At 71.5% G+C, this 24117-nt stretch carries 21 protein-coding genes and 2 pseudogenes; 12 read left to right on the top strand and 11 right to left on the bottom strand.

What is annotated here, in order from left to right; translation table 11 throughout:
- Window positions 1-423 precede the first annotated feature (423 nt).
- The 5 genes from ACWER9_RS25240 to ACWER9_RS25220 all read left to right on the top strand — a co-directional run bounded on the left by ACWER9_RS25240 (window position 424) and on the right by ACWER9_RS25220 (window position 5837).
- The gene (locus ACWER9_RS25240; RefSeq protein WP_452304154.1) at window positions 424-3108 is read left to right on the top strand and encodes an AfsR/SARP family transcriptional regulator; all 2685 of its coding nucleotides are present in this window, start codon (window positions 424-426) and stop codon (window positions 3106-3108) included.
- Between the two features lie 10 nt (window positions 3109-3118).
- A complete protein-coding gene (gene moaC, locus ACWER9_RS25235; protein ID WP_452304153.1) occupies window positions 3119-3610 on the top strand; it encodes a cyclic pyranopterin monophosphate synthase MoaC in 492 nt (163 codons plus the stop codon).
- Complete coding sequence (locus tag ACWER9_RS25230; RefSeq protein ID WP_452304152.1) at window positions 3607-4077, top strand: MogA/MoaB family molybdenum cofactor biosynthesis protein; 471 nt, start codon at window positions 3607-3609, stop codon at window positions 4075-4077. Before moaC ends, ACWER9_RS25230 begins: the two co-directional genes overlap by 4 nt.
- A 78-nt stretch (window positions 4078-4155) precedes the next feature.
- A complete protein-coding gene (locus ACWER9_RS25225; protein WP_452304151.1) occupies window positions 4156-5412 on the top strand; it encodes a molybdopterin molybdotransferase MoeA in 1257 nt (418 codons plus the stop codon).
- Window positions 5409-5837 (top strand): molybdenum cofactor biosynthesis protein MoaE, encoded by a 429-nt coding sequence (locus ACWER9_RS25220; RefSeq protein ID WP_452304150.1) that lies wholly within the window; start codon window positions 5409-5411, stop codon window positions 5835-5837. The genes ACWER9_RS25225 and ACWER9_RS25220 overlap by 4 nt, the downstream gene beginning before the upstream one ends.
- A gap of 4 nt (window positions 5838-5841) precedes the next feature.
- On the opposite strand, the gene ACWER9_RS25215 is transcribed toward ACWER9_RS25220, so the two are convergent.
- On the bottom strand, window positions 5842-7308 hold the full coding sequence (locus ACWER9_RS25215) for a glycosyltransferase 87 family protein (RefSeq protein ID WP_452304149.1): 1467 nt from the start codon (window positions 7306-7308) through the stop codon (window positions 5842-5844).
- A 215-nt stretch (window positions 7309-7523) separates the two neighbouring features.
- Entirely contained in the window at window positions 7524-8069 is a 546-nt protein-coding gene (locus ACWER9_RS25210; RefSeq protein ID WP_452304148.1) for a DoxX family protein, read from the bottom strand.
- Window positions 8070-8202: 133 nt separating this feature from the next.
- Here ACWER9_RS25210 and ACWER9_RS25205 point away from each other — a divergent pair, with 133 nt between their 5' ends.
- The gene (locus ACWER9_RS25205) at window positions 8203-8751 is read left to right on the top strand and encodes a GNAT family N-acetyltransferase (RefSeq protein ID WP_452304147.1); all 549 of its coding nucleotides are present in this window, start codon (window positions 8203-8205) and stop codon (window positions 8749-8751) included.
- Window positions 8752-8773: 22 nt separating this feature from the next.
- Here ACWER9_RS25205 and ACWER9_RS25200 read toward each other — a convergent pair whose 3' ends face one another.
- From ACWER9_RS25200 to ACWER9_RS25190, 3 genes and pseudogenes are all read right to left on the bottom strand, one after another.
- Window positions 8774-10015 (bottom strand): AAA family ATPase, encoded by a 1242-nt coding sequence (locus ACWER9_RS25200; protein ID WP_452304146.1) that lies wholly within the window; start codon window positions 10013-10015, stop codon window positions 8774-8776.
- Between the two features lie 146 nt (window positions 10016-10161).
- A complete protein-coding gene (locus tag ACWER9_RS25195) occupies window positions 10162-10611 on the bottom strand; it encodes an LppU/SCO3897 family protein (protein ID WP_452304166.1) in 450 nt (149 codons plus the stop codon).
- Between the two features lie 431 nt (window positions 10612-11042).
- Window positions 11043-11528 (bottom strand): annotated as a pseudogene (locus tag ACWER9_RS25190) (LppU/SCO3897 family protein); the annotation flags it as partial.
- Window positions 11529-11904: 376 nt separating this feature from the next.
- Between ACWER9_RS25190 and ACWER9_RS25185 the strand changes: the two are divergent.
- On the top strand, window positions 11905-12909 hold the full coding sequence (locus tag ACWER9_RS25185; protein WP_452304145.1) for an EamA family transporter: 1005 nt from the start codon (window positions 11905-11907) through the stop codon (window positions 12907-12909).
- A gap of 10 nt (window positions 12910-12919) precedes the next feature.
- On the top strand, window positions 12920-13573 hold the full coding sequence (locus tag ACWER9_RS25180; protein WP_452304144.1) for a prepilin peptidase: 654 nt from the start codon (window positions 12920-12922) through the stop codon (window positions 13571-13573).
- A gap of 30 nt (window positions 13574-13603) precedes the next feature.
- Here the strand turns inward: ACWER9_RS25180 and ACWER9_RS25175 are convergent, their stop codons facing one another.
- The 5 genes from ACWER9_RS25175 to ACWER9_RS25155 form a co-directional block, all read right to left on the bottom strand.
- A complete protein-coding gene (locus ACWER9_RS25175) occupies window positions 13604-16780 on the bottom strand; it encodes a UvrD-helicase domain-containing protein (RefSeq protein WP_452304143.1) in 3177 nt (1058 codons plus the stop codon).
- A gap of 61 nt (window positions 16781-16841) precedes the next feature.
- Complete coding sequence (locus ACWER9_RS25170) at window positions 16842-18086, bottom strand: metallophosphoesterase (RefSeq protein ID WP_452304142.1); 1245 nt, start codon at window positions 18084-18086, stop codon at window positions 16842-16844.
- A gap of 13 nt (window positions 18087-18099) precedes the next feature.
- Window positions 18100-18354: a MoaD/ThiS family protein gene (locus ACWER9_RS25165; protein ID WP_452304141.1), complete on the bottom strand. Its 255-nt coding sequence runs from the start codon at window positions 18352-18354 to the stop codon at window positions 18100-18102.
- A 2-nt stretch (window positions 18355-18356) separates the two neighbouring features.
- A complete protein-coding gene (moaA, locus tag ACWER9_RS25160) occupies window positions 18357-19370 on the bottom strand; it encodes a GTP 3',8-cyclase MoaA (RefSeq protein ID WP_452304140.1) in 1014 nt (337 codons plus the stop codon).
- On the bottom strand, window positions 19367-20281 hold the full coding sequence (locus ACWER9_RS25155; RefSeq protein ID WP_452304139.1) for a fructosamine kinase family protein: 915 nt from the start codon (window positions 20279-20281) through the stop codon (window positions 19367-19369). Before ACWER9_RS25155 ends, moaA begins: the two co-directional genes overlap by 4 nt.
- 164 nt (window positions 20282-20445) lie before the next feature.
- Here ACWER9_RS25155 and ACWER9_RS25150 point away from each other — a divergent pair, with 164 nt between their 5' ends.
- The gene (locus ACWER9_RS25150; RefSeq protein ID WP_452304138.1) at window positions 20446-21489 is read left to right on the top strand and encodes a DUF4192 domain-containing protein; all 1044 of its coding nucleotides are present in this window, start codon (window positions 20446-20448) and stop codon (window positions 21487-21489) included.
- Between the two features lie 152 nt (window positions 21490-21641).
- Window positions 21642-22040, top strand: a complete 399-nt coding sequence (locus ACWER9_RS25145) for a hypothetical protein (protein WP_452304137.1) — start codon at window positions 21642-21644, stop codon at window positions 22038-22040.
- Window positions 22041-22067: 27 nt separating this feature from the next.
- Here the strand turns inward: ACWER9_RS25145 and ACWER9_RS25140 are convergent, their stop codons facing one another.
- Window positions 22068-22691: a TetR/AcrR family transcriptional regulator gene (locus ACWER9_RS25140; protein WP_452304136.1), complete on the bottom strand. Its 624-nt coding sequence runs from the start codon at window positions 22689-22691 to the stop codon at window positions 22068-22070.
- A gap of 49 nt (window positions 22692-22740) precedes the next feature.
- Here ACWER9_RS25140 and ACWER9_RS25135 point away from each other — a divergent pair, with 49 nt between their 5' ends.
- Both ACWER9_RS25135 and ACWER9_RS25130 read left to right on the top strand, forming a co-directional pair.
- On the top strand, window positions 22741-23691 hold the full coding sequence (locus ACWER9_RS25135) for an NADP-dependent oxidoreductase (RefSeq protein WP_452304135.1): 951 nt from the start codon (window positions 22741-22743) through the stop codon (window positions 23689-23691).
- A 201-nt stretch (window positions 23692-23892) separates the two neighbouring features.
- Window positions 23893-24117 (top strand): annotated as a pseudogene (locus ACWER9_RS25130) (GAP family protein); the annotation flags it as partial.

Raw genomic sequence — 24117 nt, 5'->3', positions numbered from 1 at the left:
GGACTTGGTTCTGTGTCCCGGGCTCCATTTCGTGACGAGAGCCTAAGGCGAACTCGATGCGGTTAGCAGTAATAAATGTCGGTATGCGCAACATAAGCCAAGATAGAGGGTTTTGTAACGTTGTGTCCACGGCCCCTATGCGGAGCGCGGTCACGCACTGTTCGGTCTGCAGGTGGCATGTTGCCAGTCGTCGCCGGAGGTGTGCGCGGCATCCCTGCTCCTGCTGTCTTCGTCCCCCAGTCTGAACGTACAAACTCATCGAAGTTCGCTCAGCGTAGGTCCTGTCGGATGAATTTGCGGCACATGCCGGAATGTCGCCGCCTTCCGGGGCAGGCACTAACCTTTTTGACGCCGAATTCGTCCCCGCTAACCTTTCTCCGAGTGATCATCCGAACACCCACAGATTCTGGATCGGGGGGACCGTTGGAGATCAAGCTGTTGGGTGGGCTCGAGGTGCGGCTTGCCGATGTCAAGTTGCACACCGGGACACCGAAGCAACAGACGGTGCTCGCGATGCTCGCTGTGCACGCCGGGCGGATCGTCTCGGTCGATCAACTGATCGATGAGCTGTGGCCAGTCGCACCGCCACGGTCGGCAGTGCCGAACGTGCGCGGCTACGCCGCCAATCTCCGACGTATGTTCGAATCCACGGATTCCGGCGAGGTTCTCCTGAATCGGCAGCGGAATGGTTACCGACTGCAACTCGACCCGGGCCGAATCGATCTCAATCATTTCGAGAACCAGTACCGGGAGGCGCAGAGCCTTGCCGCGCAGGGTTCTCCGGGGGAAGCCGAACAGCGACTCGGGCTGGCGGTGGACCAGTGGAAGGGGGCGATGCTCGCAGGCGTTCCGCTCGGCCCGGTGCTCACCGCCCGCTGCATGGCGGCGGAGGAGGAACGCTGTCTCGCGGTCGAGTTACTTGCCGAGACGCGGACCCGACTCGGGCGCCCCGGACTGGCAATTCCGCTGCTCAGGCAGCTTGTGGCCCTCCATCCGCTGCGGGAGTCCGCCCACCAGATGCTGATGCGTGCCCTGCATCTGCACGGTGACGCGGCCGGCGCGGTCGCAGCCTTCGAGTCGGCCCGGGACGTTCTGCGCGGACAGCTCGGCATCGATCCCGGGGCCGAGATGCAGCAGCTCCGGCGGAGTATCGCCGGGCGGTCGGACGACAGCACCGCTCGCGTTCCGGCCGAGGTGGCACCACGCGCAGCGGCGCGGCGGGCCGGGGCAGACGACCAGGTACACGAGCCTGCGCCGGCCGTGGCCGCCTGGCTGCCTCGGACGGTAGGGCAGCTCATCGGCCGCACGGAACTCGTGGCGCGCGTGCTGTCCGAGGCCGAGCGAGGCGCGGGCAGCAGCTCGGCGGTTCACGTCATCGACGGCATGGCCGGGATCGGTAAGACGACATTGGCTGTGCACCTGGCTCGTCGGCTGACCGAGCGGTATCCGGACGCCCAACTGTTCATCGATCTGCGCGGCCACGGACCGGAGCCGGTGGACGCGGCCGAGGCGCTCGCCACACTGTTGCGGCAACTCGGGGTGCCCGGCACCCGGGTGCCCGCGCGTAGCGAGGATCGCGTCCACCTCTGGCGACAGGAGTTGGGCCGGCGCCGACTCGTGATCGTCCTCGACAACGTCCCCAGCAGCGCGCAGATCGCACCCCTGTTGCCCACCGGGCCGGGGGCTGTCGTGCTGGTCACCAGCAGGCGTCGGCTCGCGGTGCCCGGTGCTCAACTGCCGCTGTCTCTCACCCCGCTCCACCCGGAGGAGGCGACGGAACTCCTGGCGACTGTCGTCGGGCGGCAGCGGCTGGAGACGGACCCGGAGGCCGCCCGGTTCGTCGCCGAGCGCTGCGGCTATCTGCCACTCGCCCTTCGGCCGGTCGGCACCCGCCTCGCGCATCGTCCGCAGTGGCAGATCGGAGACCTGGCGCGACGACTCGGGAAGCCGGTGGCGTTGCTGTCGCAGCTGCGCGCAGAGGATCGGAGCGTGGTGGAAGCGTTCGCCGCCTCCTACGAGCCACTCAGCGCGGAGACCAGACGGCTGTTCCGGGTGGCCGGCCTGCACCCGGGTGACCATCTGGATGCCGCCATGATCGCTGCGGCCGGAAAGGTTTCGTTCGACGTGGCGTCGAGGCTTGTCGACGAACTCGTCGACAAGAACCTTCTCGAAGAAGTCGACGAGGGCCGGTATCGCCTCCATGACCTCATGCGCCGTTATGCCATCGGACTCGCTATGGAGACGGATTCTGCCGAGGATAGACGGGACGCGCTCGAAGAGTTGCTGGACTACACGCTGAATGCTGCGGTCTTGGCGTCAGAGCATCTTGAGGAACCCGGAGCTCTGCGGGCTGATGTGAGGCTTTCCCGGCCGCATCGAATGGATCTCGTCGACGAGCCGTCACAGTTTGACGCCCGTTGGCTGGAGAACCAGCGGCCCAACATCGAGGCGCTCGTTCGGAACGCGAGGCTGGAGGGAATCGGGACATACGCCTGGCAGTTGGCGCGGGTCACCTGGCGGTTCTGCTACATCCGTGGGTACTTCGACGACATCGTCAGAAACCATCAGGAGGGGCTTGCCGCCGCCAAGGCAGCAGGTGACCTGAGGGCCGCCGCCGAGATGCACAATTACATCGCCTCCGCCCAGGTGCGCCAGGCGGCATACGGGGAGGCCCTCTCCCCTCTCGACAATACGATTTCGATAAGGCGAAGCCTCGGCGACGACAATGGCGTCGCGAGAGCGCGGGTGAATATCGGGTCGGTGTTGTGGCTGACCGGAAGGCTGCACGAGGCGCTCGCCATCAACCAGGAGATGACGAGGAGTGGATATGAACTGAGGGGTCTGCTGATGCTGCCCAATACCGGCCTGACCCTCTCTGCCCTCGGCCGGTACGAAGAGGCTCTGAAAGTCCACCGTGTTCACCTTGTCCTGGCGAGGTCGGCTGGCGACTACTTCCAGATCTGCAACGCACTGAGCCACCTGGGGAGCGTCCGGACCCGGATGCGGGACAGCGCGCAGGAGCGGCGTCAGGCCGTCGTGCCGTCAGCACCCGGTGCGGCCGGTACCGTGACGCCGCTCCTTCCGAACACCGTCGTACCGCACCGATAGGCTCACGACCGTGACCGAACCCGCGCAGCTCAGCCACGTCGACCGCGCCGGCGCGGCCCGCATGGTCGACGTCTCCGCCAAGGCGGTGACGGGTCGGTTGGCCGTCGCTGCCGGCCGTCTGCGGACCACACCCGAGGTCATCGACCTGCTGCACCGAGACGGGCTGCCCAAGGGCGACGCGTTGGCGGTCGGGCGGCTGGCCGGGATCATGGGGGCCAAGCGCACCCCTGAGCTGATCCCGCTCTGCCACCCCATCGCCCTGCACGGCGTCACCGTCGACCTGCGGCTGACCGCCGACAGCGTGGAGATCACGGCCACTGCTCGCACGGCGGACCGGACGGGCGTGGAGATGGAGGCGTTGACCGCGGTCGCCGTCGCCGGTCTCGCCCTGGTCGACATGGTCAAGGCGGTCGACCCGGCGGCCTCGGTGGAGGCGGTCCGGGTGCTCCGCAAGGAGGGCGGCAAGACCGGCGAGTGGGTTCGTCCGGAGGATCGACAGTGATCCGGGCGCGGGTGATCGTCGCCTCCAACCGGGCCGCGGCCGGTGTCTACGCCGACACCAGCGGGCCGCTGCTCGTCGCCGGTCTGCGCGAGCTGGGCTGTCAGGTCGACGACCCGGTGGTGGTGCCCGACGGTGAGCCGGTGGGCGACGCCCTGCGAGCCGCCCGCGCCGACGCCGTCGACGTGGTGCTGACAAGCGGTGGCACCGGAGTGACCCCGTCGGACCGCACACCGGACGTGACCCGGGGCCTGCTGGATTACGAGATCCCCGGCATCGCCGAGGCGATCCGCGCGCACAGTCGCGACCGGGTGCCGACGTCGGTGTTGTCCCGGGGCCTGGCCGGGGTCGCCGGCCGGATGCTCGTGGTCAATCTGCCCGGCTCGACCGGCGGCGCCCGGGACGGCCTGGCGGTTCTCGGGCCGATCCTCGGGCACACCGTCGACCAGCTCCGCGGCGGGGACCACTGACCAATGCACGGCTGGGACCGCTCACCGGGTGTACGCCAGGCCCGGGCGGGTGTCGGTCCGTGCCGATAGGCTCGGTCGGTGAGCACGGAAACCGCACCCACCGCGGATCGGGTCGCCGCACCGCCGCCAGCGGGGTGGGAGGAGGCACGGTCGCGGGTCTACGCGGTCGGTCTCGCCGCCGCGCTGCCCGCCGCCGCCCGACCACTTGTCGACACCGACGGGTCGACCCTGGCCGAGCCGTTGACCACCCGCACCGACCTGCCCGCGTTCCCGACCTCCAGCGTGGATGGCTGGGCGGTGCGCGGCCGTGGTCCGTGGCGCGTCGTCGGCCGGGTCCTGGCCGGCAGCACCCCCGCGCCGCTCACCGAGGACGACACCACCGTCGAGATCGCGACCGGTGCGATGGTGCCCGAGGGCGCGACGGCCGTGCTGCGCGTGGAAGAGTCGACGACCGCCGACGGCCTGGTTCGCGGCGTCCCACGGGAAACGCCCGAGTGGCGGAAACCCGGCGAGGAGGCGTACGCCGATGAGGAGTTGGTGCCGGCCGGCACGCCTGTCGACCCGGCGGTGATCGGTCTGGCCGCCGCCTGCGGGCACGACACGCTGCGGGTTCGGCGGGCGCCGCGTGCCGCGCTGCTGGTCTTCGGCGACGAGCTGCTGACGGCCGGTCCGCCCGCGGCCGGTCGCGTCCGTGACGCGTTGGGCCCCGCGGTGCCGGCGTGGCTGCGACGGTACGGCTGCCAGGTCCGTCCATCGGACGTGGTCGGCCCGGTGGCCGACACGCTGCCCGCGCACGTGGCGGCCCTGCGCTCGGCGCTTGCCAACGCCGACCTCATCTGCACCACCGGCGGCACGATGAACGGCCCGGTCGACCACCTGCACCCGACCCTGGAGGCGCTCGGCGCCGACTACGTGGTCAACACGGTGGCGGTCCGCCCCGGCTTCCCGATGCTGCTGGCCCGGCTGACCGGCCCCGACGGGCGGCCCCGGTTCGTGGCTGGCCTGCCGGGCAACCCGCAGTCCGCGATCGTCGCGCTGGTGTCGCTGGTGGCCCCGCTGCTCGCGGGCCTTCAGGGCCGTCCGATGCCGGTGCTGCCGAAGGTCACGTTGGCCGAGGCGGTGCCGGGTCGCGGCGACCACACCCACCTGGCGTTGGTCCGACTGGACCGGGCCGCCGGCGTGGCGTCCCCGGTCCGCCACGTCGGCTCGGCGATGCTGCGGGGTCTGGCCGGCGCGGACGGGTTCGCGGTCATCCGACCCGGCACCAGCGGCGAGCCGGGCGACCGGGTGCCGCTGGTGCCCCTGCCGTTGTTTCCCGGCGAGCGTGCGTCGTGACGGCACCAACGATCACCTTCGGCGAGGTCACCGACCAGCCGCTCGACCTCGCCACGCACGAGGCGGCGGTCGCCGACCGCCGGGCCGGCGCCGTGGTGTCCTTCCAGGGCGTGGTCCGCGACCACGACCACGGTCGTCAGGTCGCCAGCCTGGAGTACGAGGGGCACCCGAGCGCCGCGCAGGTGCTGCGCGAGGTGGCCGCCGAGATCGCCGCGGAGCCCGACGTCTACGCGGTGGCGGTCTCGCACCGGGTCGGTCCGCTGGCGATCGGCGACGTGGCGCTTGTCGCCGCGGTCAGCACCGCACACCGGGCGGCGGCCTTCGCGGCCTGCGCCCGGCTTGTCGACGAGGTCAAGGCGCGACTGCCGATCTGGAAGCGGCAGGTCTTCACCGACGGCACCGACGAGTGGGTCAACTGCCCCTGACCGCTCAGCGGTGGCCGTTGACCACCACGGCCCTGGCGAGCCGGTCGCCGTAGAACGCCGGCTCCGCACCTGGCCGCCAGGGCAGCGCGGCCACCAGCAAGATCAGCGCGACCGCCAGCGAGTTCTCCATGAGTGCTCCGAAGAGACCATCCTGGTAGTGCGACATCTCCGGCAGTTGATGCTCGTAGGGCCAGATCGGAGAGATCAGGAAGAGCAGGTAGAGCCCGATCGCGGCGACGCCGTGGCGGAGCCCGGTGAGCGTCGGGTACCAGATCGGCGGGCGGAGCCCGTTGACGCCGGGTAGCCCACCGAAGGCCGGCCCCTGGCCGGTGCGCTGCGGCATCCCCCGGCTCGCCTCGCGGCGGCGCACGGCGGCGTCGGCCAACACGATGATCGCCGGGATCACCCAGACCAGATGGTGCGTCCAGGAGATCGGGCTGATCACGTTCGCGGTCAGACCGACGAGCGTGAAGGCGGTCAGCTCGTCACCGTCGGCGCGGGAACTGGCCGCCCGGGACAGGCCCAGCGCCAGGACCAGCACCGAGAAGGCGAGCCACAGCAGCCCAGGGGTCTCGATCGAGTCGTACAGCCGGGCCAACAGGCCGGCGAGCGACTGGTTGGGGGTCATGTCCGCCGCGCCGACCCGTTCGGTCTGCCACAGCACGCTGCCGAAGTAGGTCCGCGACTCGTCACCGACGATCGCGAAGGTGCCCACCGTCACGCCGATCGTGGTGCCGATGGCGGTGGCCGCCACCCGCCACTGACGGGTGATCAGCAGGTACGCGATGAACAGCGCCGGGGTGAGCTTGACCGCGGTGGCGAGGCCGATGCCGGCCCCGGCCCAGGCCCCGCCGTAGATGAAGCGCAGCAGCGGGCCGTCGGTGGCGGCGTAGTGGGTGCCCCGGCGGGAGCGCCAGCGAAGGCCGATGAGGTCCGCCATGATCAGGGCGAACAGCAGGATGTTGACCTGGCCGTAGCCGAGCGTCTCCCGACCCGGCTCGATGGCGACCGCGAGCGGCACCGCCACGGCCACCGTGAACCACAGTGGCCACCCCAGCCGGTCCACGATGGGTCGGAGCAGCCCGGCCAGCACCAGCGCCAACGCGGCGATGCTGGCGGCCGCGTTGACCAGGCCGGCGGCGCCGATCGGCAGCTGCGCCATCGGCAGCATGACCAACCCGGCGAAGGGCGGGTAGGTGAACCCGAGTGTGGTTTCGGGCGCGATGAACTCGTAGAGCTCGTGACCGCTCGCCCACCACACCACGGCGCCGTGGTAGATCTTCATGTCGAAGAAGTTGTACGGCCGCCCGAAAGTGCCGATGGCGAGCCATGCGGCATAGGCGACGGCGGCCACGATGGCCCCCCGTACGACGTTCCTACGATCGATCCCGCGCGTCATGCGGTCGATGCCGCGTGACACGCGTTGGATTGGGGCGAGGCGGTCCGCCCGTCTACCGACAGCCGTCGGCATGGCGTGGCCACCCCCGTACCAAGGTCGTCCTACCCGTCCAGGTCCTGCACGGAGCCTAGAACGGCGCCTCACGTCAGTGCCTCCCGCGTTATGCGACCGTGTCCGATCCCACACATGTTTTTGACATTTCCACCGCGTTAACGCCTACCGGGTGGTTCAGGTAATTCGTGGCCTTAGCGGGGGGTGGGGGTGAGATGCAGACGGATCGACGCAGGTCAGCCGGGGAGCCGACGTGCGGTGGACGCGGAGCGGACGGCGATCCGGGCCTCGCGTCGGGCGGTTCGGACGGCGCGCTGCATGGAACGTCGAGAGTGGCCGATGCGATGACCGGTGCGCCACCGCAGACCGGGCTTGCCGGCGGTGTCCGCCGCGGCGAGCAGCAGACCGCCGAGGAGCCCGAGGTTCTTCAGGGCGTGGATCTGGTTGTTGTTCTTGGCGATCGGGTCGTCGTTGTTCCAGAAGGGATGCCCGGCGATGGTCACCGGGACCAGGGTGCCGGCCAGCACCAGCGCGGCGGGCCGGCTGAGCCGCCCGGTTGCCATCATCAGACCCGCGCCGACCTGCACCGCCGCGTTGAGCCGGATCAGCGTCTCGGTGTCCGTGGGGAAGTTCGGGTGCGCCTTCTTCAGCATCGGTGCGACCTTGTCGGTCACCGGTTGGGCGGCTGCCGTGAGCCGACCGGGATTGCGGAGGTTGCGATACCCGCTGACCACGAAGATGCCGCTCAACATGGCGCGGGCGAGGGAGCGTACGGGCGTCATGGATCAGTCATACCCCGTCGCGGCGTTTGCTACCCCGGCAACCGCAGGATCGGATTGGTGTTCGTACACGTGCGCCACGCCGAATCAAGCGACCGTCACGGATGGACGGGCGCTGGCGGGTAACGTCGCGCGGGTGACCACGCTGCGGCTACGCCCCGAGGATCCGGCTGACGCCGGCCCGGTCCGCCGCGTGCTTGGCGCCGCGTTCGCCCGCCCGGACGTGGCGACGCCGCCGGAGGTCAGTCTGGTCGAGGAGTTGCGCGACACCACCGCCTGGTTACCGGAGTTGGCCATGGTCGCCGAGTATGGCGGTGAGGTCGTCGGCTACGCGTTGCTCACCCGGGTGCGGCTGCGGCCCGAGCGAGGCGTGGACGTGCCCGTCCTGGCACTCGGCCCGGTGGCGGTCGCGCCGCACCGGCAGCGTGTCGGCCACGGCACGGCCGTGGTGCAGGCCGCCCTGGACGCCTCCACCGAGCTGGGCGAACGGCTCGTCGTCGTCCTCGGCGCCCCGGCCTTCTACCGCCGGTTCGGCTTCGGCCCGGCGAGTGAGCTGGGCCTGACCGGCCCGTGGGCCGGCCTCGGTGAGCCCTGGCAGGCGTTGGTGCTGCCACCCTCCACCAGCGAGGAGGGCCCCCCGCCCCGCGGTGAGGTGCTCTTCCCGGCGCCCTGGTCGAAGGTCTGACCAGCGGCGCGGTCGTCGACGGTCAGGCCGGCTGCGTCCGCAGGTACCGACCGAAGTGCGGGACCGTGAAGGCGACGGTGCCCCGCTCGCCGGAGTAGATCAACCCCTTCTTGATCAGCGCGTCGCGGGCTGGGGACAGACTGGCCGGCTTGCGGCCGAGGGCTCGGGCGATCTCCGCGGTGGGCACCGCGGCGTCCATGTCGTCGCGCACCACCACGCCGGCCTCGCCCTCGACCGCCGACATCATCGCCATCGCCCGCATGTACTCGCGTTCGGCGGGAGTGGCCCGTTCGAACCGGGAGCCGAAGAACCCGACCGCCAACTCGGCCTCCGCCTCGGGCGCGGCCACCCGCACGTCGGCGGCGGTGATCGGCGAGCGCGGCGCGTGATCCCAGGTCGCCTTGCCGTACGCCTGGACGAAGTAGGGGTAGCCGCCGGACTTCTCGTAGAGCAGGTCGAGTGCCTTTTGTTCGTACTCGACCTCCTCGCGCTCGGCGGGCGCGCAGAGCGCCCGGTCGGCGGCGATCCGGTCGAGCCGGTCGATGCGTTGGTAGCGGAACAGCCGTTCGGAGTACGACTTGGCGGCGCTGAGCACGGCCGGCAGGTGCGGAAGGCCGGCGCCGACGACGATGAGCGGCGCGCCGAGCTGGGACAGCTCGTGACAGGCGGCGCAGAGCGCTGACACGTCCTCCGGGCCGAGATCCTGCATCTCGTCGATGAAGATGGCGATGCCGGTGCCGACGTCGCTGGCTACGGCGGCGGCGTCACTGAACAACTCGACCAGGTCGATCTCGATGTCGCCGGAGTCGGCCCGACCGCTGGCGGCCGGCACGTCGATGCCGGGCTGCCACCTGTCGCGCAGCTTCGTGGCGGCACCGGCCCGACCGGTCGGATTGGACCGCTGGGCGAACGCCTTGAGGACGCCGAGGAAGGCGTCGATCCGGTCCGGTGCGCGGTGCCGGGGGGCCAGCTCCCGGACCGCCATGTGCAGCGCGGCGGCGACCGGGCGGCGCAACGACTGGTCCGGTCGAGCCTCGATCTTGCCGCTGCCCCAGAGTCGGTTGATCGCCTGTGACCGGAGGGTGTTGAGCAGCACCGTCTTGCCGACGCCACGGAGCCCGGTGAGCATCAGGCTGCGCTCGGGTCGGCCCCTGGCGATGCGTTCGAGCACGATGTCGAAGACGTCCAGCTCCCGCCCCCGCCCGGCGAGTTCGGGCGGACGCTGACCGGCGCCCGGCGCGTACGGGTTGCGGACCGGATCCACGCATCGCAGATTATCGGGCCATCTAGCGGCGGGGCTAGACATGGATAGATGGGGCTACCGGCGTGTCGGAACCGTCGACAACAAACTAGGGCTGTCTAGCGTCCACGCTAGACAGCCCTAGTTTTGGTAATCGGACCCGGTTCGGGCTACCGCTCCTTCAGGCAGAGCACGTAGTCGAACAGGTCGACCGAGTTGTCGTGCACGTAGTTCGCGGTCGCCTGCGGCGCGAGCGTCTCGCACCGATCGCCGTCCGTGGTCGCCGGAATCCGCAGCAGCACCTGATAGGTGTTCGGGCCGCACGGCACCTTGCGGAGCTCCGCGTCGTCCTCACTGCCGTCGTTCACCACGCAGTCACCCCGCGCGAACTCCTCGTCCGGGCTCGGTGCGGCCGACGTCGGGGCGTCGCTGGGCAGAGCGGGTGGGACGACCGGAGCACTCGTCGCCGGGGTACGCGCGGCGTCGCTGCCCGCGTCAGCGATCTTCCAGACCGCCCAGCCGGCCAGGCCGAGGCACGGACAGAGCACGAGCAGCACCACCGCCGTGATGATCAGAGCGACGTTGCGTCCGGTCTTCTTCGCCGGCACGGCGGGCGGCATTGCGTACCCGCCGGGAGGCTGCTGACCCCACGGCGGGGGTGGCTGACCCGGAACCGGCCCGGCCGCCGGGTAACCCGGCCCCGCCATGGGCGGAGTCGGACCGGCCGGCGGGAACGGCCCGGGTGGTGCGTAGCCGGGGCCGGAGGTGGGCGGCTCCGGGTTGGCGGACGGCGGTGCCCACATCGGGGCGGTCGGCGGCTCCGGGTTGGTGAGCGACTGCGGGACGGTGGGCGGCTCCAGGTTGGGGGGCGGCGGGCCCCACTGCTGCCGGGTCGGGTCCTCCCCGGGCGGCGGGGTGCTCCACTGGGGCAGGGTCGGATCGACAGGTGGTGAGTTGTCAGACCCGGTGGTGGGGCGTTGGTACGGGTCGTCCGGCTGATCGGAACCCGTAGGTCCGTAGGTCGTCATGTCATCCCCGGGGGTGGGTGGTCTCAGCGTTGCTTGAGGCAGAGGACGAAGTCGAGAGTGTCCAGCTCACTGTCGAAGAAATACCAGTTGGTGTAGCCCTCGACCTTGCCGCACTTGGCCTCGGCGTCCCGCTCGCCGCTGGTCGGGCCGTCGATCCGGCTCAGCACCTCGTACGACTTGGCGGTACAGCCGCTGATCAGCAGCTTCGGTTTGCCGCCGGCGGCCCCGTCGTTGCGGACACACTGGCCGACCTTCGCGAACCGGGGATCGGCCGACGACTCCGGGGCAGCGGCGCTCGGCGCGGGCTCGACCGCGTCCGCGCTGGGCTCACCGGCACCGGCCGAACTGCTCGGCGCGGCTGCCGGCGTCGGGTCGCTCTGCCCACGACGGAGCCAGAACGCTCCGGCGACGGCCACCCCCAACAGCACGACGGCCAGTACCGCGACCAGCGGACCCCGACCGCGCCGAGGCGGTGCCGGATCCTCGCCGTACGGGTCGTCGGGCCGGTACGGCTGCCCGCCGTACGGGGGCGGCTGGTACGAGCCCCCATAGGGCGTGCGGGGCTCGTGGCCGTAGGGCGTGTCCGTCCCACCGCCGTAGGGCGCGCCAGCATAGGGCGGGTTTGGACCTCCGTACGGCCCCGACGGACCGTCGTACGGCCCGGGCCGTCCCTGCGGCGCGGGCGGGTACGACGGGACCGTCGGAGGGTAGGGCTGTTGCACTTGGCGACCGGGCGTGTCGTCGGGTCTCTGCTCACGCCACGGCCCGGGGTGACCGCCCCCCGGCTGTCCGTAGTTCGTCATGCCGCCCTCCTGCACGAGTGGTGAGAGGCCGGCCACCAAAGCGCGACGCGGACTCCGAGGTCACCGTAGCGTGGTCTCCCTGATGAGCTCACCTTCACCAAGCGCCACGGCCCTCACCGGCCGTCGCGTCGGCACCACTCCGACCCTGATCTGGACCGCGTTGATCGTGGTCTACCTGCTCTGGGGGTCGACCTATCTGGCCATCCGGATCGCCGTGGAGACGCTGCCTCCGCTGCTGTCGGCCGCGCTCCGGTTCGCCGTGGCCGGTCTGGTGCTGGCGGTGGTGCTGCGACTACGCAGAGGTCCGGGCGCGCTACGGGTGGACCGACGGCAACTCGGCTCGGCCGCGTTGGTCGGGGTGCTCCTGCTCGCCGCCGGCAACGGCCTGGTGGTGATCGCCGAATCGGGGCCGTCGGGCGTGGCGGTGCCGTCCGGGATCGCAGCCCTGCTGGTGGCCACGGTGCCGCTGCTGGTGGTGTTGTTGCGCTCGGCCACCGGGGACCGGCCGCCGGTCTGGACGTTCGCCGGGGTCACGGTGGGCTTCGCCGGTCTCGTCCTGCTGGTGCTGCCGAGCGGGAGTTCGGCTGCGGTGCCGCTGCTCGGGGCGTTGACCGTGGTGGTGGCGGCCACCTCCTGGTCGGTCGGGTCGTTCCTGTCCGGACGGATCCGGATGCCCGCCGACCCCTTCGTGGCCACGGTGTACGAGATGGTGGCCGGCGCGCTGGTGCTGGCCGTCGTCGCCACCGGTCGGGGTGAACTGTCCGACTTCCACCCGGCGGCGGTCAGTGCCAGGTCCTGGTGGGCGCTGGGCTACCTCGTGGTGGCTGGTTCACTCGTGGCCTTCACCGCGTACGTGTGGCTCCTGCAGAACGCGCCGATCTCGCTGGTGTCGACGTACGCCTACGTGAACCCGGCGGTCGCGGTGGTACTCGGCGCGCTGCTGGTGGCCGAGCCGATCACCCCGCAGGTGCTGCTCGGCGGTGCCGTCATCGTCGCCGGGGTCGCTCTGGTAGTGACCACCGAACGGCCACGTCGGGCGGGCTCGGGATCACGGTCGGGGGCCACGCTGGGGCGCGACCGCCGGTAACGTCCGGCCCATGTCGGCCGCCGCGCTGGTGTCGATCGCGCTGCTCGGCGCGCTTGTCGGCCTCGTCGTACCCCTGGTGTCCCGGCGCTTCGCCACGGCGGACGCCCGGCCCCGGGCGCTTCCGGAGCCGCTGACGCTCCGACGGCCCTGGGTCGGCCCGGTGGTGGCGGCCGGCGTCTTCGTCGGTCTTGCCGCCGCGATGGGGAACGACCCGGCGCTGCCGGTCTTCCTCGCGGTCGCGGCGGTCGGTCTGGTGCTGGCCCGGGTCGATCTGGTCTGCCTGCGGTTGCCCGACCCACTGGTGCTCGTCGCCGGGTTGCTGGCCCTCGGCGGGCTGGCCGCCGCGGCGCTGCTGTCCGGTGCTCCCGGTCGGCTGGCCGGCGCGCTGGGAGGTGCGACGGTCGCGGGCGCGGCACACGTGCTGCTGGCCCTGCTGCCCGGCTCACGACTGGGCTTCGGGGACGTGAAACTCGCGGCCGTCCTCGGCCTGCCACTCGGCTGGCTGGGCCGGGATGCCCTGCTCGCCGGGCTGCTCCTGCCGCACGTACTGCACGGCGCTCTGGTGCTCGGTCTCCTCGCCGCGCGGCGGGTCCGTCGACACACCCTGCTGCCGCTCGGCCCAGCCCTGCTAGGAGGCGCCTGGCTGGCAGTCCTCCTAACCTGACCCTCGCCCTCGCCCCAGGGGGCAAGGGGATCAGATCAGGCGGAGTTGGCGGTCTTTGGGGCGGCGGGGTTCGGCTTCGCCGAAGCGTTCGAAGAGGCCGGGGTCGATGGTGCCGAGGAACGGTGAGGGGGCGCAGTCGCGCTCGGTGCCGTGGCGGGTGCGGCGGGCGGCGTGACTGACGTACAGCCGGTCCTGGGCTCGGGTCAGGCCGACGAAGAAGAGCCGGCGCTCCTCGGCGACGGCGTCCTCGTCGGGGGTGGAGCCCGGCCAGCGCAGCGGCAGCAGCCCGTCCTCGACGCCGACCAGGAAGACCACCGGGAACTCCAGGCCCTTCGCGGCGTGCAGGGTGAGCAGTGTGACCGCTTCGGCGCGCGGGTCGAGCGCGTCCACCTCCGCGCCGGTGGCCAGTTGCGAGAGGAAGGTCTCCAGGTCGTCGCCGCAGCGCCTGGCCAGCGGGGTCAGCAGGTCCACGGCCGAGCGGACGTCCTCGGGACGGACCGCGCTGCCCGCGCCGTCCAGGGTGGGCACGGCGAACCGCTCCGCGACCACCTGACCGGCCAGCCGCACCCGGGCGGCAAGCGAGCCGTCCAGACCGTCGGCGTGCCGTAGCTCGCGGGCGATGGCCGCCACCCCGGGTCGATCCCGCAGCCGGTCGTGGGATCGCTTCTGGACAGGGATGTTCGCCCTGGTCAGGGCATCGACGATCGGGGCGGCCTGCGCGTCGGTGCGGTACAGCACGGCGATGTCGGCGAACGACAGCGTGGTCGATCGGCCGTCGATGCGGCCCGAGTCCAACGAGCGGTGCGACAGGCCGCCGACCAGATCGTCGACGGTACGCACCACGAAGTCGGCCTCCTCGGCCACCGACGCGGCCGGGTAGCGCCCGACCAGCGGAGCCTCCGGGTCGAGCCGTGCCGGGTCCAGTCGTCGTCCCCGGACCAGCGAGGTCGGCGCGATGGCCTGCACGGCGGCGGCCAGGATCGGAGCCGACGAGCGGTAGTTGCGGTTGAGCCGGACCAGTCGGGCGTCGGTGAAGTCCTCGGAGAAGCGCAGGAAGTAGCCGACGTCGGCACCCCGGAACGAGTAGATCGCCTGGTCCGGGTCGCCGATCGCGCAGAGGTTGCCGTTGGCGGGGCTGAGCAGCCGCAGCAGCTCGTACTGCACCTCGTCGACGTCCTGGTACTCGTCGACGAAGATCCACCGCCAGCGGTCCCGGTACCGCTCGACCAACCTCCGGTCGGCCCGCAGCAGCTCGACCGGCAGGCTGACCAGCTCGTCCAGGTCGACCAGATCCTGCTTACGCAGCAGCGACGTGTAGGCGGCACCGTCGTCGCCGGCCTCGGTGCGGGCTGCCGCCCGTTCGGCGTCGTCGGCGATCCGGAAGCCGGTCGGGAGGCCCGCCGCGTCGGCGTTCTCCCGCAGGATGGTCAACCCCAACGCGTGGAAGGTGCCCACCGTGACGTCCTCGGCGACCGGGCCGAGCAGGCCGTCGAGGCGGTGCCGCAGCTCCTCGGCGGCCCGGCGGGTGAACGTGATCGCGAGGCAGTGCTCAGGGAAGACGTTCAGCTCCGCGCAGAGGTAAGCGATCCGGTGGGTGAGCGTCCTGGTCTTGCCGGTGCCCGGACCGGCCACGATGAGCAGCGGACCCCCGGGTGCCGAGGCGGCCACCCGCTGCATGGCGTCCAGTCGGTCCAGCAGGCCGGTGCCGACCTCCTCCATGCCGGCGAGCATCGGCTCGAACGGCTCGTGCGGAGACGGCGGCGGCGCGATCGGTGGCGCGGGTGCCGGGATCGGCTTCCGCTTCGGCTCCGCCTTCGCCGCCGGGCGCTTGGCCGCGACTCGGGGAGCCGGCTCCGTGGGCTGTCGCTGCGCCGGCACGGGTACGTCGAAAAGCGTCTCCTGTGTGCCCAGCTCGCTCGGGTCGAAGAGCGTGATCACTCCGTACTCGCCGTCGTAACCGGGCACCCGGCGGACGTCGCCGCGCCGCAGCCGGCCGATGCCCTCCGCGAGCAGTTCGCCACCGGCCTGCGCGATCTCGGCCAGTGGTGTCGTGGTCAGGATCTCCAGCTCGGGGCCGAGCGCGCTCAGCAGCTCGTTGAACCGCCCCTCGACCTTCTTCGACCGGGCACCCACCTTGTTGATCTCGCCCAGGATCTCGGCCAGTGGCACCAGGTGGGTGACGTCCCGGGCGTGTGCGGGCCGGTGCCCGTCCGGGCGGTCGGCCAACTCCTCGATCCGGCTGAGAACACCCACGGTCAGGGGTTTTCCGCACTCGGGGCAGCGCCCGCCGGCGGCCCGGGTGCGCTCCGGAGACCAGTTGACCCCACACAGTCGGTGCCCGTCCGCGTGGTACTTGCCCTCCTCTGGGAAGAACTCGACGGTGCCCGCCAGGCCGTCACCGGTACGCAGCGCCTCCCGAACGGCGAAGTAGTCCCGTTCGGCGGTCAGCACCGTCGCCTCCCGGCCGAGCGCCGGCGGCGAGTGCGCGTCCGAGTTGGACACCAGTTGGTAGCCGTCCAGGCTGCCGACCCGCCAGTTCATGGCCGGGTCGGAGGAGAGACCGGTCTCCACGGCGAAGATGTGCTCGGCCAGGTCGGCGTAGCAGTCCGCGATCGCGTCGAAGCCGGACTTCGAGCCAAGCGCCGAGAACCAGGGCGTCCAGATGTGCGCCGGCACCAGATAGCCGTCCGGGCTGGCCTCCAGGGTGATCTCCAGCAGGTCGCGGGAGTCCAGTCCGAGGATCGGCCGGCCGTCGGAGCCGAGGTTGCCGATCCGGCCGAGCGCGGTGTTGAACCGGGCCACCGCGTCCAGATCGGGCAGGTAGATCAGGTGGTGCACCTTGCGGGTCCGGTCGTCCCGCTTGTAGATGGTGGAGATCTCCACGCTCAGCATGAAACGGACCGGGTCCGCGTCCGACGTACCGGCGAGCCGGGGTGGCAGCCGACGGGCGATGTCCCGTTCCGCCTCCGGGGCGAGCCGGTAGAGCCCCGGCTCGGCCGGGCGTAGCGTCTCCCGCAGGTGGTCGTACCAGGCGGGATGGGTGAAGTCGCCGGTGCCGAGCAGGCCGATGCCCTTACGTCGGGCCCACCACGCGAGGTTCGGCAGGGTGAGGTCACGGCTGCACGCGCGCGAGTACTTCGAGTGGATGTGCAGGTCCGCGACGAATGGCGGTAGGCCACCGGGGGGTACGGCGCTGAACGGGGGCACGCCGCATCCTGTCACGCCCGCCGCGCCGGCCACCCGCCGCCACGCGCGGACGTGACCTCCGCTATGCCGAGCGCAGCTCGACCAGACTGATCTGCGGCTCCGCGCCGACCCGGACCGGCGGGCCCCAGAAACCGGCGCCGTTCGTCACGTACACCTTGGTGCCGTCGACCTCGCCGAGCCCACTGACCACCGGCTGCTCCAGCCCGACGGCCAGGTTGAACGGCACCATCTGCCCGCCGTGGGTGTGCCCGGACAGTTGCAGGTCGACGCCGTACCGGGCCGCCTCCTTGGCCGCCAGCGGCTGGTGGGCGAGCAGGACGACCGGTCGACTCGGGTCGCGGTCACCGAGGGCGGCGGCGAAGTCCGGGCCGGCGGCGAGGCCGGTGCCGGCAGCGGTGAGGTCGTTCACACCGGCCAGGTCGAGCACACCGCCTCGGGCCTGGATCTCCTGCCGTTGATTCTGCAGGACCCGCAGGCCGAGCCGGTCGACCTCCTGCACCCACTCCTCCACGCCGGAGTAGTACTCGTGGTTGCCGGTGACGAAGAAGCTGCCGTAGCGGGAGCGCAGGTCACGCAGCGGCTCGGCGGCCGAGCCCAACTCGGCGACGGAACCGTCGACCAGGTCACCGACGACCGCGACGATGTCCGCGTCGAGCCGGTTGATCGCGGCGACGATCCGCTCGGTGTGTGCCCGGCCGCGCAGCGGACCGAGGTGGATGTCGGAGACGGTGGCGATGCGCAGACCGTCCATGCTGCGGGGGAGTTTGGCGAGCGGGATCCGCACCCGGTCGAGCTGTGGCGGGCTGAGCGCCGTGCGGATGCCGTACCCCGTGATGCCGGTGGCGGTGAGGCCGGCGAAGATGGCCGCCCCACGGGCGAGCAGCAGCCGACGGGACGGGTCGTGGTCCGGTGCCGCGATGGCGCCGGCGGCCGGCGGCTCGGTCGGCCCGGCGGCACCGACGAGCACCGGCTCGGGCGCGGCGGTGGTGGGCTCCGCGGCGACCACCCGGCGGCGCAGCACCAGCCTGGCGACAAGCATCGGGACTTCGAGCACGACCAGCACGACCAGCAGGTAGAACATCAGCGCGAGCCACAGGTAGCCCGGCCAGGCGAGCCAGTAGAGCCCGGCCTGCGTCCCGGCCATCGTGACCGGCACGAGCAGGGCCAGCACCAGGGCGGCGATCCCGCCGGCCCGTCGCCAACGGCCCGGCGTGGTGGTGTCCCGGACGAGCCGCTTCCACAGGTAGAGGTGGATGAGACCGGTGACCAGCGCCAGGACAGCCACGAACCCCAGAACCGCAATCATGAGCGCGCCTCCCTCAGCCGCCCGCGAACGGGGGCAGGACATCGATCGTGGCCCCGGCTGGCAGGGGTGCCTGACGATCATGACAGGTGACGCCGTTCACGAGGAAACTCGCCACCCGCAGCACCCCGGCGAGCCGGTCGCCGTGGCGCTGGGTCAGCTCGGCCGTGAGGTCGTCGAGTGACCGCCCGCCGGGAAGGGCCTCCTCGGCCCGGCCAGCGGCGGCGCGGGCACCCGCGAAGTAGCGGACGGTGAGCGGTGCCCCCTGCATGCTCAGCCTCCGATCGCGGACATCGGCCGGGTCGGCTGGAGGAAGGTGGGGTCGTCGATGCCGTGCCCGGCGCGCTTGCCCCACATCGCGGTACGCCAGCGCCGGGCCAACTCGTCGTCGTCAGCCCCGGTGCGGAGCGCGGCGCGCAGATCCGATTCCTCGGTGGCGAAGAGGCAGGCGCGAATCTGACCGTCGGCGGTCAACCGGGTGCGGTCGCAGTCCCCGCAGAAGGGGCGGGTGACGCTGGCGATCACACCGACCCGGGCCGGGCCCCCGTCGACGAGCCAGGTCTCGGCCGGTGCGGCACCGCGCTCGTCGGGGTCGGGGCTGAGATCGAACACGGTACGCAGGGACGCCAGGATCTCCTCGGCGGTGACCATCGTGTCGCGGGACCAACCGTGCTGGGCGTCCAACGGCATCTGCTCGATGATCCGGAGCTGGTAGCCGTGGTCGAGGGCGAAACGGAGCAGCGCCGGCGCCTCGTCCTCGTTGACACCGCGCATCAGCACTGAATTGATCTTCACGGGGCTGAGGCCGGCTGCCGCCGCCCCGGCGAGCCCGGCCAGCACCGCGTCCAGGCGGGGGCGGCGGGTGAGCGTGGTGAACCGGTCCGGGTCCAGGGTGTCCAGTGAGACGTTCACCCGGGCCAGACCGGCCGTCCGCAGTGCCGGGGCCAGCCGGTCCAGGCCGATGCCGTTGGTGGTCAGCGAGACCCGGGGGCGGGGTTCGAGGGCGGCGACCGCCGTCACGATGTCGACGAGCCCGGGTCGGATCAGCGGCTCACCGCCGGTGAACCGCACCTCGGTCACGCCGAGCAGCTCGACCGCCACCCGGACCAGCCGGACGATCTCCTCGTCGGTCAGCAACTCGGGGCCGGCCAGCCAGGGCAGCCCTTCGGCCGGCATGCAGTAGGTGCAGCGCAGGTTGCACTTGTCGGTGAGGGACACGCGCAGGTCCCGGGCGACGCGGCCGTACCGGTCGACGAGGACGCCGTCGGTCCCCGGGGCGACGCTCACCTGTCGACCGTAGCGCGCTCGGCGCGGCCGAGGACGGCACGGGCGGTCTGGACGACCACATCTCGGAAGCCGGCACCGAAGAGTGCGGTGTGCACGAGGAGGAGGTGCAGCTGATGCAGCGGCACCCGGGCACGCCAACCGTCGGGTAGCGGCCAACTCTCCTGGTAGGCGGCAAGCACCCGATCCAGGTGGGGGATGCCGCCGAAGAGGGCGAGCTGGGCGAGATCCGTCTCCCGGTGCCCGCCGTGCGCTGCCGGGTCGACCAGCCAGGCCCGGTCGTCGGCCCCCCACAGCACGTTGCCCGGCCACAGGTCGCCGTGGATGCGCGCGGGCGGCTCGTCGCCGCCGAGCCCGTCGAGGCGACCGATCACCTGCTCGACGAGGGCGGCATCGGCGCTGGTCAGCCCGCCAGAGTCGACCGACAGTCGTAGGTAGGGGGTGAGACGCCGCTCGGCGAACCACGTCGACCAGCGCCCGTCGGTGGGGGTGTTGTCCTGTGGGAGCGAGCCGATGAAACCGGGCCAGGTCGCGCCGAACGCGGGTGCACCCGCCAGGTGCAGCCCGGCCAGCTCCCGGCCGAAGCGCTCCGCGGCTTCCGGCGTCGGTTCGCCGGGCTCCACCCAGTCGAGCGCCAGCAGCTCCGGCAGCACCACGATCACCTCGGGTACGCCGACCGCGCCCGCCTCCCGCAGCCAGCGCAGGCCGGCGGCCTCGGCGGCGAAGAACCCCTCGGGCGCCCGTCGGTCGGCGCCCTCCGGCCACGACTTGGCGAAGACCGAGTGCCCGTCGTCGAGGGTGAGCCGGGCGGCTGCGCAGATGTTGCCACCGGCCACCGGGGTCTCCCGGAGCCGCTGATGGGTCCGGAAGGTCGGGAGGTGTGCCGGATGCGCGCGCAGGTACGCCAGGTCCATCAGCGCACGGTAACCGCTCCTTACGACAGCCAGGTGTCGCCCGCCCGCTTTTCAGCCCTCGTAGATCGGACGTGAGCAGGTAAAACACGCTCAGTAACTGTGGATAAGCCGCGTGTCGTCCACAGGGGTGGCCCAGGCCTGCACCCCCGCCGCAGGCTTCCGACATGACCTCGACCGAACGCCCGCAGCTCGCCGTCCGCTCACCCGCCGACCTGATCGCCGCCGTGCCGTACCTGCTCGGGTTCCACCCCACCGACAGCGTGGTCGCCGTGGCACTTGTCGGCCGGCAGATCATCTTCGCCGCCCGTGCGGACCTGCCCGACCCGGCCGACCCGGGCGGGTTGGCCGGGCACCTGGCCGGGGTGATCCGCCGGCAGGGCGCGGAGGCGGCCACCGTGGTGGGTTACGGGCAACCGGAGCGGGTCACTCCGGCCGTGGACGCGGTGCGCGACGCGCTTGACGACACCGGCCTGCACGTTCTCGACGCGCTGCGGGTGACCGACGGCCGCTGGTGGTCCTATCTCTGCACCGAGCCCGACTGCTGCCCTCCCGAGGGGCGCCGCTACGACCCGACCGCCAACCGGGTGACCGCCTCGGCGGTCTTCGCCGGCCAGGTCGCGCTCCCCGACCGGGCCGCCCTGGTGGCGCAGGTGGCCCCGGTCGACGGCCCGGCCCGGGAGGCGGCCTGTGCGGCCGCCGCCCGCGCCGAGCTGAGATGTGCCGAGTTGGTCGAGCAGGCACCCGAGAGCGACCTGCTCGGCGCTCGGGCGCTGCGCTCCGCCGGGGTGGCGGCGGTCCGTGAGGCCCAGCGCCGGCAGCGGCGTGGTGAACGGCTCGACGACGACGAGGTGGCGTGGCTGAGCCTGCTGATGACCCACCTGCCGGTCCGCGATCACGCCTGGGAACGCACCGACGGTCGGGACCACGACATCGCCCTCTGGACCGACGTGCTGCGCCGGGCAGAGCCGGAGGTGGCCGCCGCTCCGGGTGCGCTGCTGGCGTTCGCCGCGTGGCGCGCCGGGCAGGGTGCATTGGCGGCGGTCGCGCTCGAACGCACGCTCGACCTGCACCCCGACTACTCACTCGCCCTGCTCCTGGATGACCTGCTCCGGCGCGGCGTACCCCCGGCGGAGCTGGACGGCTGGCCGTCGGTCGGGATGCCCGGCGTCATCCGTCCGCGCAGGAGGAGCCGACGTGGCCGCCGCTGAAGGACGCAATCACCGTTCGGTAGTACCGAGGTGCTGCGGCGAGCCGGCATCGAGGTGACCGAGGAGGGCAGGGCCCGGTGGCGGGAGCGCCTGGCGACCCCCATCCCGGCAGACGCCCTGGCTGAGGGACGCCGGATGTTGGGTCGCGCCGGATGAGCGATCAGATCGCTGCCGTGTTCGACGCATCGGCGTTGACTGCCTACCTCGCGGGCAACGTCTCGGTGGGGGAGTTGATGCTTGAGGTCGCCGACGAGGGGCGGCAGGTGGCCATTCCGGCGACCTGCCTGGCGGCTGCCTACGCGAGCGTGGCCGACGAGATCGACGCCGCGCTACTGGCCCTGATGATCACTTCCCCGATGATCCGTCTGCTGCCGCTCGATATCGAGGATGTGCAGGACACCGGCAGGCTGGCCCGCGCTGTGGACGGCGACATCTCGTTCGGCCATGCCGCCCGTGTCGCCCTCACCCACGAGGCGCACTACGCGACGGTGCAACCCGGAGCGGCGGCGAAGGTGCTACCGACCAACTGGAGCATCCTCGACCTGGCCTGACGCCGACACCGTTGCCGCCCCTGCTGGTCAGGGTGTCGACAGCGGTAGGCGGACTGCTGGTGGCAGTGGTCCCCGCGTCGGGCTTGTCTGGAACGACTGGATCATGAATGCCGCGAAACGACGGGCGGCTGCCAGGCGGCTGGCTGTCGATTCGGCTCGTATGCCTTCGTTGGCCATCAGGGCCAGGATCAGGTCCTCCAGCACGAAGTCGTCCCGAAGTTCTCCTGCCGCTCGTGCGCGGTCGACGAGTTCGGCAAGCATGCGCAGTGTCCGGGTGCGATCGGCGGTGAAGCCGGCTTCCTGGGGAAGCTGACTGATGAAGGCGCGGGCGAAGCCTCGATCGTGGGCGTGGGCCTCGATGAGCTTCTCCACCACCAGGCGGAAGCCCAGCCAGGGATCGGGTTGGGCGAGGCCCTCCTCCGCTATCGCCGAGCACATGGTCATCTGTTCGGCGAACGCCTCGGCGAGCAGCGCGTCCTTGGTGGGGAAGTGCCGGTAGATCGTGGCGGCGCCCACCTGTGCCCGTCGTGCGATCTCTCGGATCGGCACGTCAAGGCCGTTGGTCGCGAACGCCAGGCGAGCGACGGCCAGGATGCGTTCCCGGTTGTCGCGCGCGTCCGACCGCTGAGGTTGTCTCACTTCGGCAGGCACCGGTCTCACTTTAGCTAACCGGACGGGGTGATCCGTTACGGTCCGGCACATGAGAGCTGTCGTATTCACCGAGTTCGGGCCGCCCAGCGTTGTTCACGTCGCCGAGGTCGTGGCCCCGCACGCCGGGCCGGGTGAGGTCCGCATCGCCGTCCGGGCGTCTGGGCTCTCGACCGGGGAGGTGCTGATCCGCTCCGGAAGGCTGGCCGACAAGGTGCCCGTGACGTTCCCGTACCGGACCGGCTTCGAGGCGGCTGGCGTGGTCGACGAGGTTGGTGACAGCGTTACCGGAGTCACCGTTGGCGATCACGTGTTCGGCATGGCCTCGCCGGCCACGCGTGGCGCCAACGCCGACCACGTGGTGCTGAGCGCGTGGGCCGGTAAGCCCGCGGTGTGGAGTTGGGAGGAGGCCGGCGGCGCCGCCGGTAGCGTCGAGACGGCAACCCGCGTTCTTGATCGGCTCAAGGTCGAAGCGGGGCACACTGTGCTGGTGAACGGCGCGGCTGGCGCGGTCGGCAGCGTCGCCGTTCAAGTGGCAGCGGCTCGTGGCGCCGTCGTCATCGGCACGGCGAGTGAGCGCAACTTCGACTTCCTGCGGTCGCTCGGCACGGTGCCGACGACGTACGGCCCCGGGTTGCCCGACCGAATCCGCAGGCTGGCACCGAACGGGATCGACGCGGTGGTCGACTGCGCCGGAGGAGCGCTGCTCGACCTCATTGCCATCGCCGGAGATGCGGCACGCGTGGTGACAATCGCCGACTTCACGGCCGCCGCCCACGGCGTCCACCTGTCGCATGGCGCACCTGCGGATCGGACTGGCAAGGCAGTGGGGTCGGGCGCAGACGTGCTTGCAGTGCACGGCCTCGATATCGCGGTGCGCCTTGCCGCGTCCGGTCGGCTGCGCATTCCCGTCGCGGCCACGTTCCCGCTCACCGAGGCCGCAGCCGCACACGAGTTGAGCGAAGCGCGTCACGCACCCGGAAGGATCGTCCTGCTCACCTGACCGTGTCGCCCGCCTCTACACGTCCCGCGGGCGCCGTCCTCCTGGATGTCTGATGTGACACCGCGTCAGCCGACGGGGCCCGATAGCCCCGCCGACGTCCTCCGTCAAAGGATGTACCCGTTGCTCCTGTCCACGGCCGACGCGGCAGGGCAACCGCTGCCAGAAGATTGATCTCGTGGCCGTTTTCCGCACTGGTACGACATGACCCCCGAGTTGCTGCTGTCGCTGGCCGGGCTGGCGTTGATCGACAGCACCAGCATCGGCACCCTCTTCATCCCCGTCTGGCTGCTGCTCTCCCCCGGGCCGATCAACGTCCGGCGGATCCTGGGCTACCTCGCCACCATCGCGGCGTTCTACCTCGCGGTCGGGCTGCTGCTGGTCTGGGGCGGCAGCACGCTCGGCGAGGCGCTGGGTGGCGCCCTGGAC

The organism is Micromonospora sp. NPDC003944, from assembly GCF_053605225.1.
This window is presented reverse-complemented; position numbering and strand designations above follow the sequence as displayed.

Bases quoted from the DNA above. Each gene is read 5' to 3' on its own strand.
- ACWER9_RS25215 (WP_452304149.1), bottom strand. From the start codon at position 7,308: ATGCCGACGGCTGTCGGTAGACGGGCGGACCGCCTCGCCCCAATCCAA.
- ACWER9_RS25210 (WP_452304148.1), bottom strand. From the start codon at position 8,069: ATGACGCCCGTACGCTCCCTCGCCCGCGCCATGTTGAGCGGCATCTTC.
- ACWER9_RS25195 (WP_452304166.1), bottom strand. From the start codon at position 10,611: ATGCCGCCCGCCGTGCCGGCGAAGAAGACCGGACGCAACGTCGCTCTG.
- ACWER9_RS25185 (WP_452304145.1), top strand. From the start codon at position 11,905: ATGAGCTCACCTTCACCAAGCGCCACGGCCCTCACCGGCCGTCGCGTC.
- ACWER9_RS25180 (WP_452304144.1), top strand. From the start codon at position 12,920: ATGTCGGCCGCCGCGCTGGTGTCGATCGCGCTGCTCGGCGCGCTTGTC.
- ACWER9_RS25170 (WP_452304142.1), bottom strand. From the start codon at position 18,086: ATGATTGCGGTTCTGGGGTTCGTGGCTGTCCTGGCGCTGGTCACCGGT.
- ACWER9_RS25165 (WP_452304141.1), bottom strand. From the start codon at position 18,354: ATGCAGGGGGCACCGCTCACCGTCCGCTACTTCGCGGGTGCCCGCGCC.
- ACWER9_RS25155 (WP_452304139.1), bottom strand. From the start codon at position 20,281: ATGGACCTGGCGTACCTGCGCGCGCATCCGGCACACCTCCCGACCTTC.
- ACWER9_RS25150 (WP_452304138.1), top strand. From the start codon at position 20,446: ATGACCTCGACCGAACGCCCGCAGCTCGCCGTCCGCTCACCCGCCGAC.
- ACWER9_RS25145 (WP_452304137.1), top strand. From the start codon at position 21,642: ATGAGCGATCAGATCGCTGCCGTGTTCGACGCATCGGCGTTGACTGCC.
- ACWER9_RS25135 (WP_452304135.1), top strand. From the start codon at position 22,741: ATGAGAGCTGTCGTATTCACCGAGTTCGGGCCGCCCAGCGTTGTTCAC.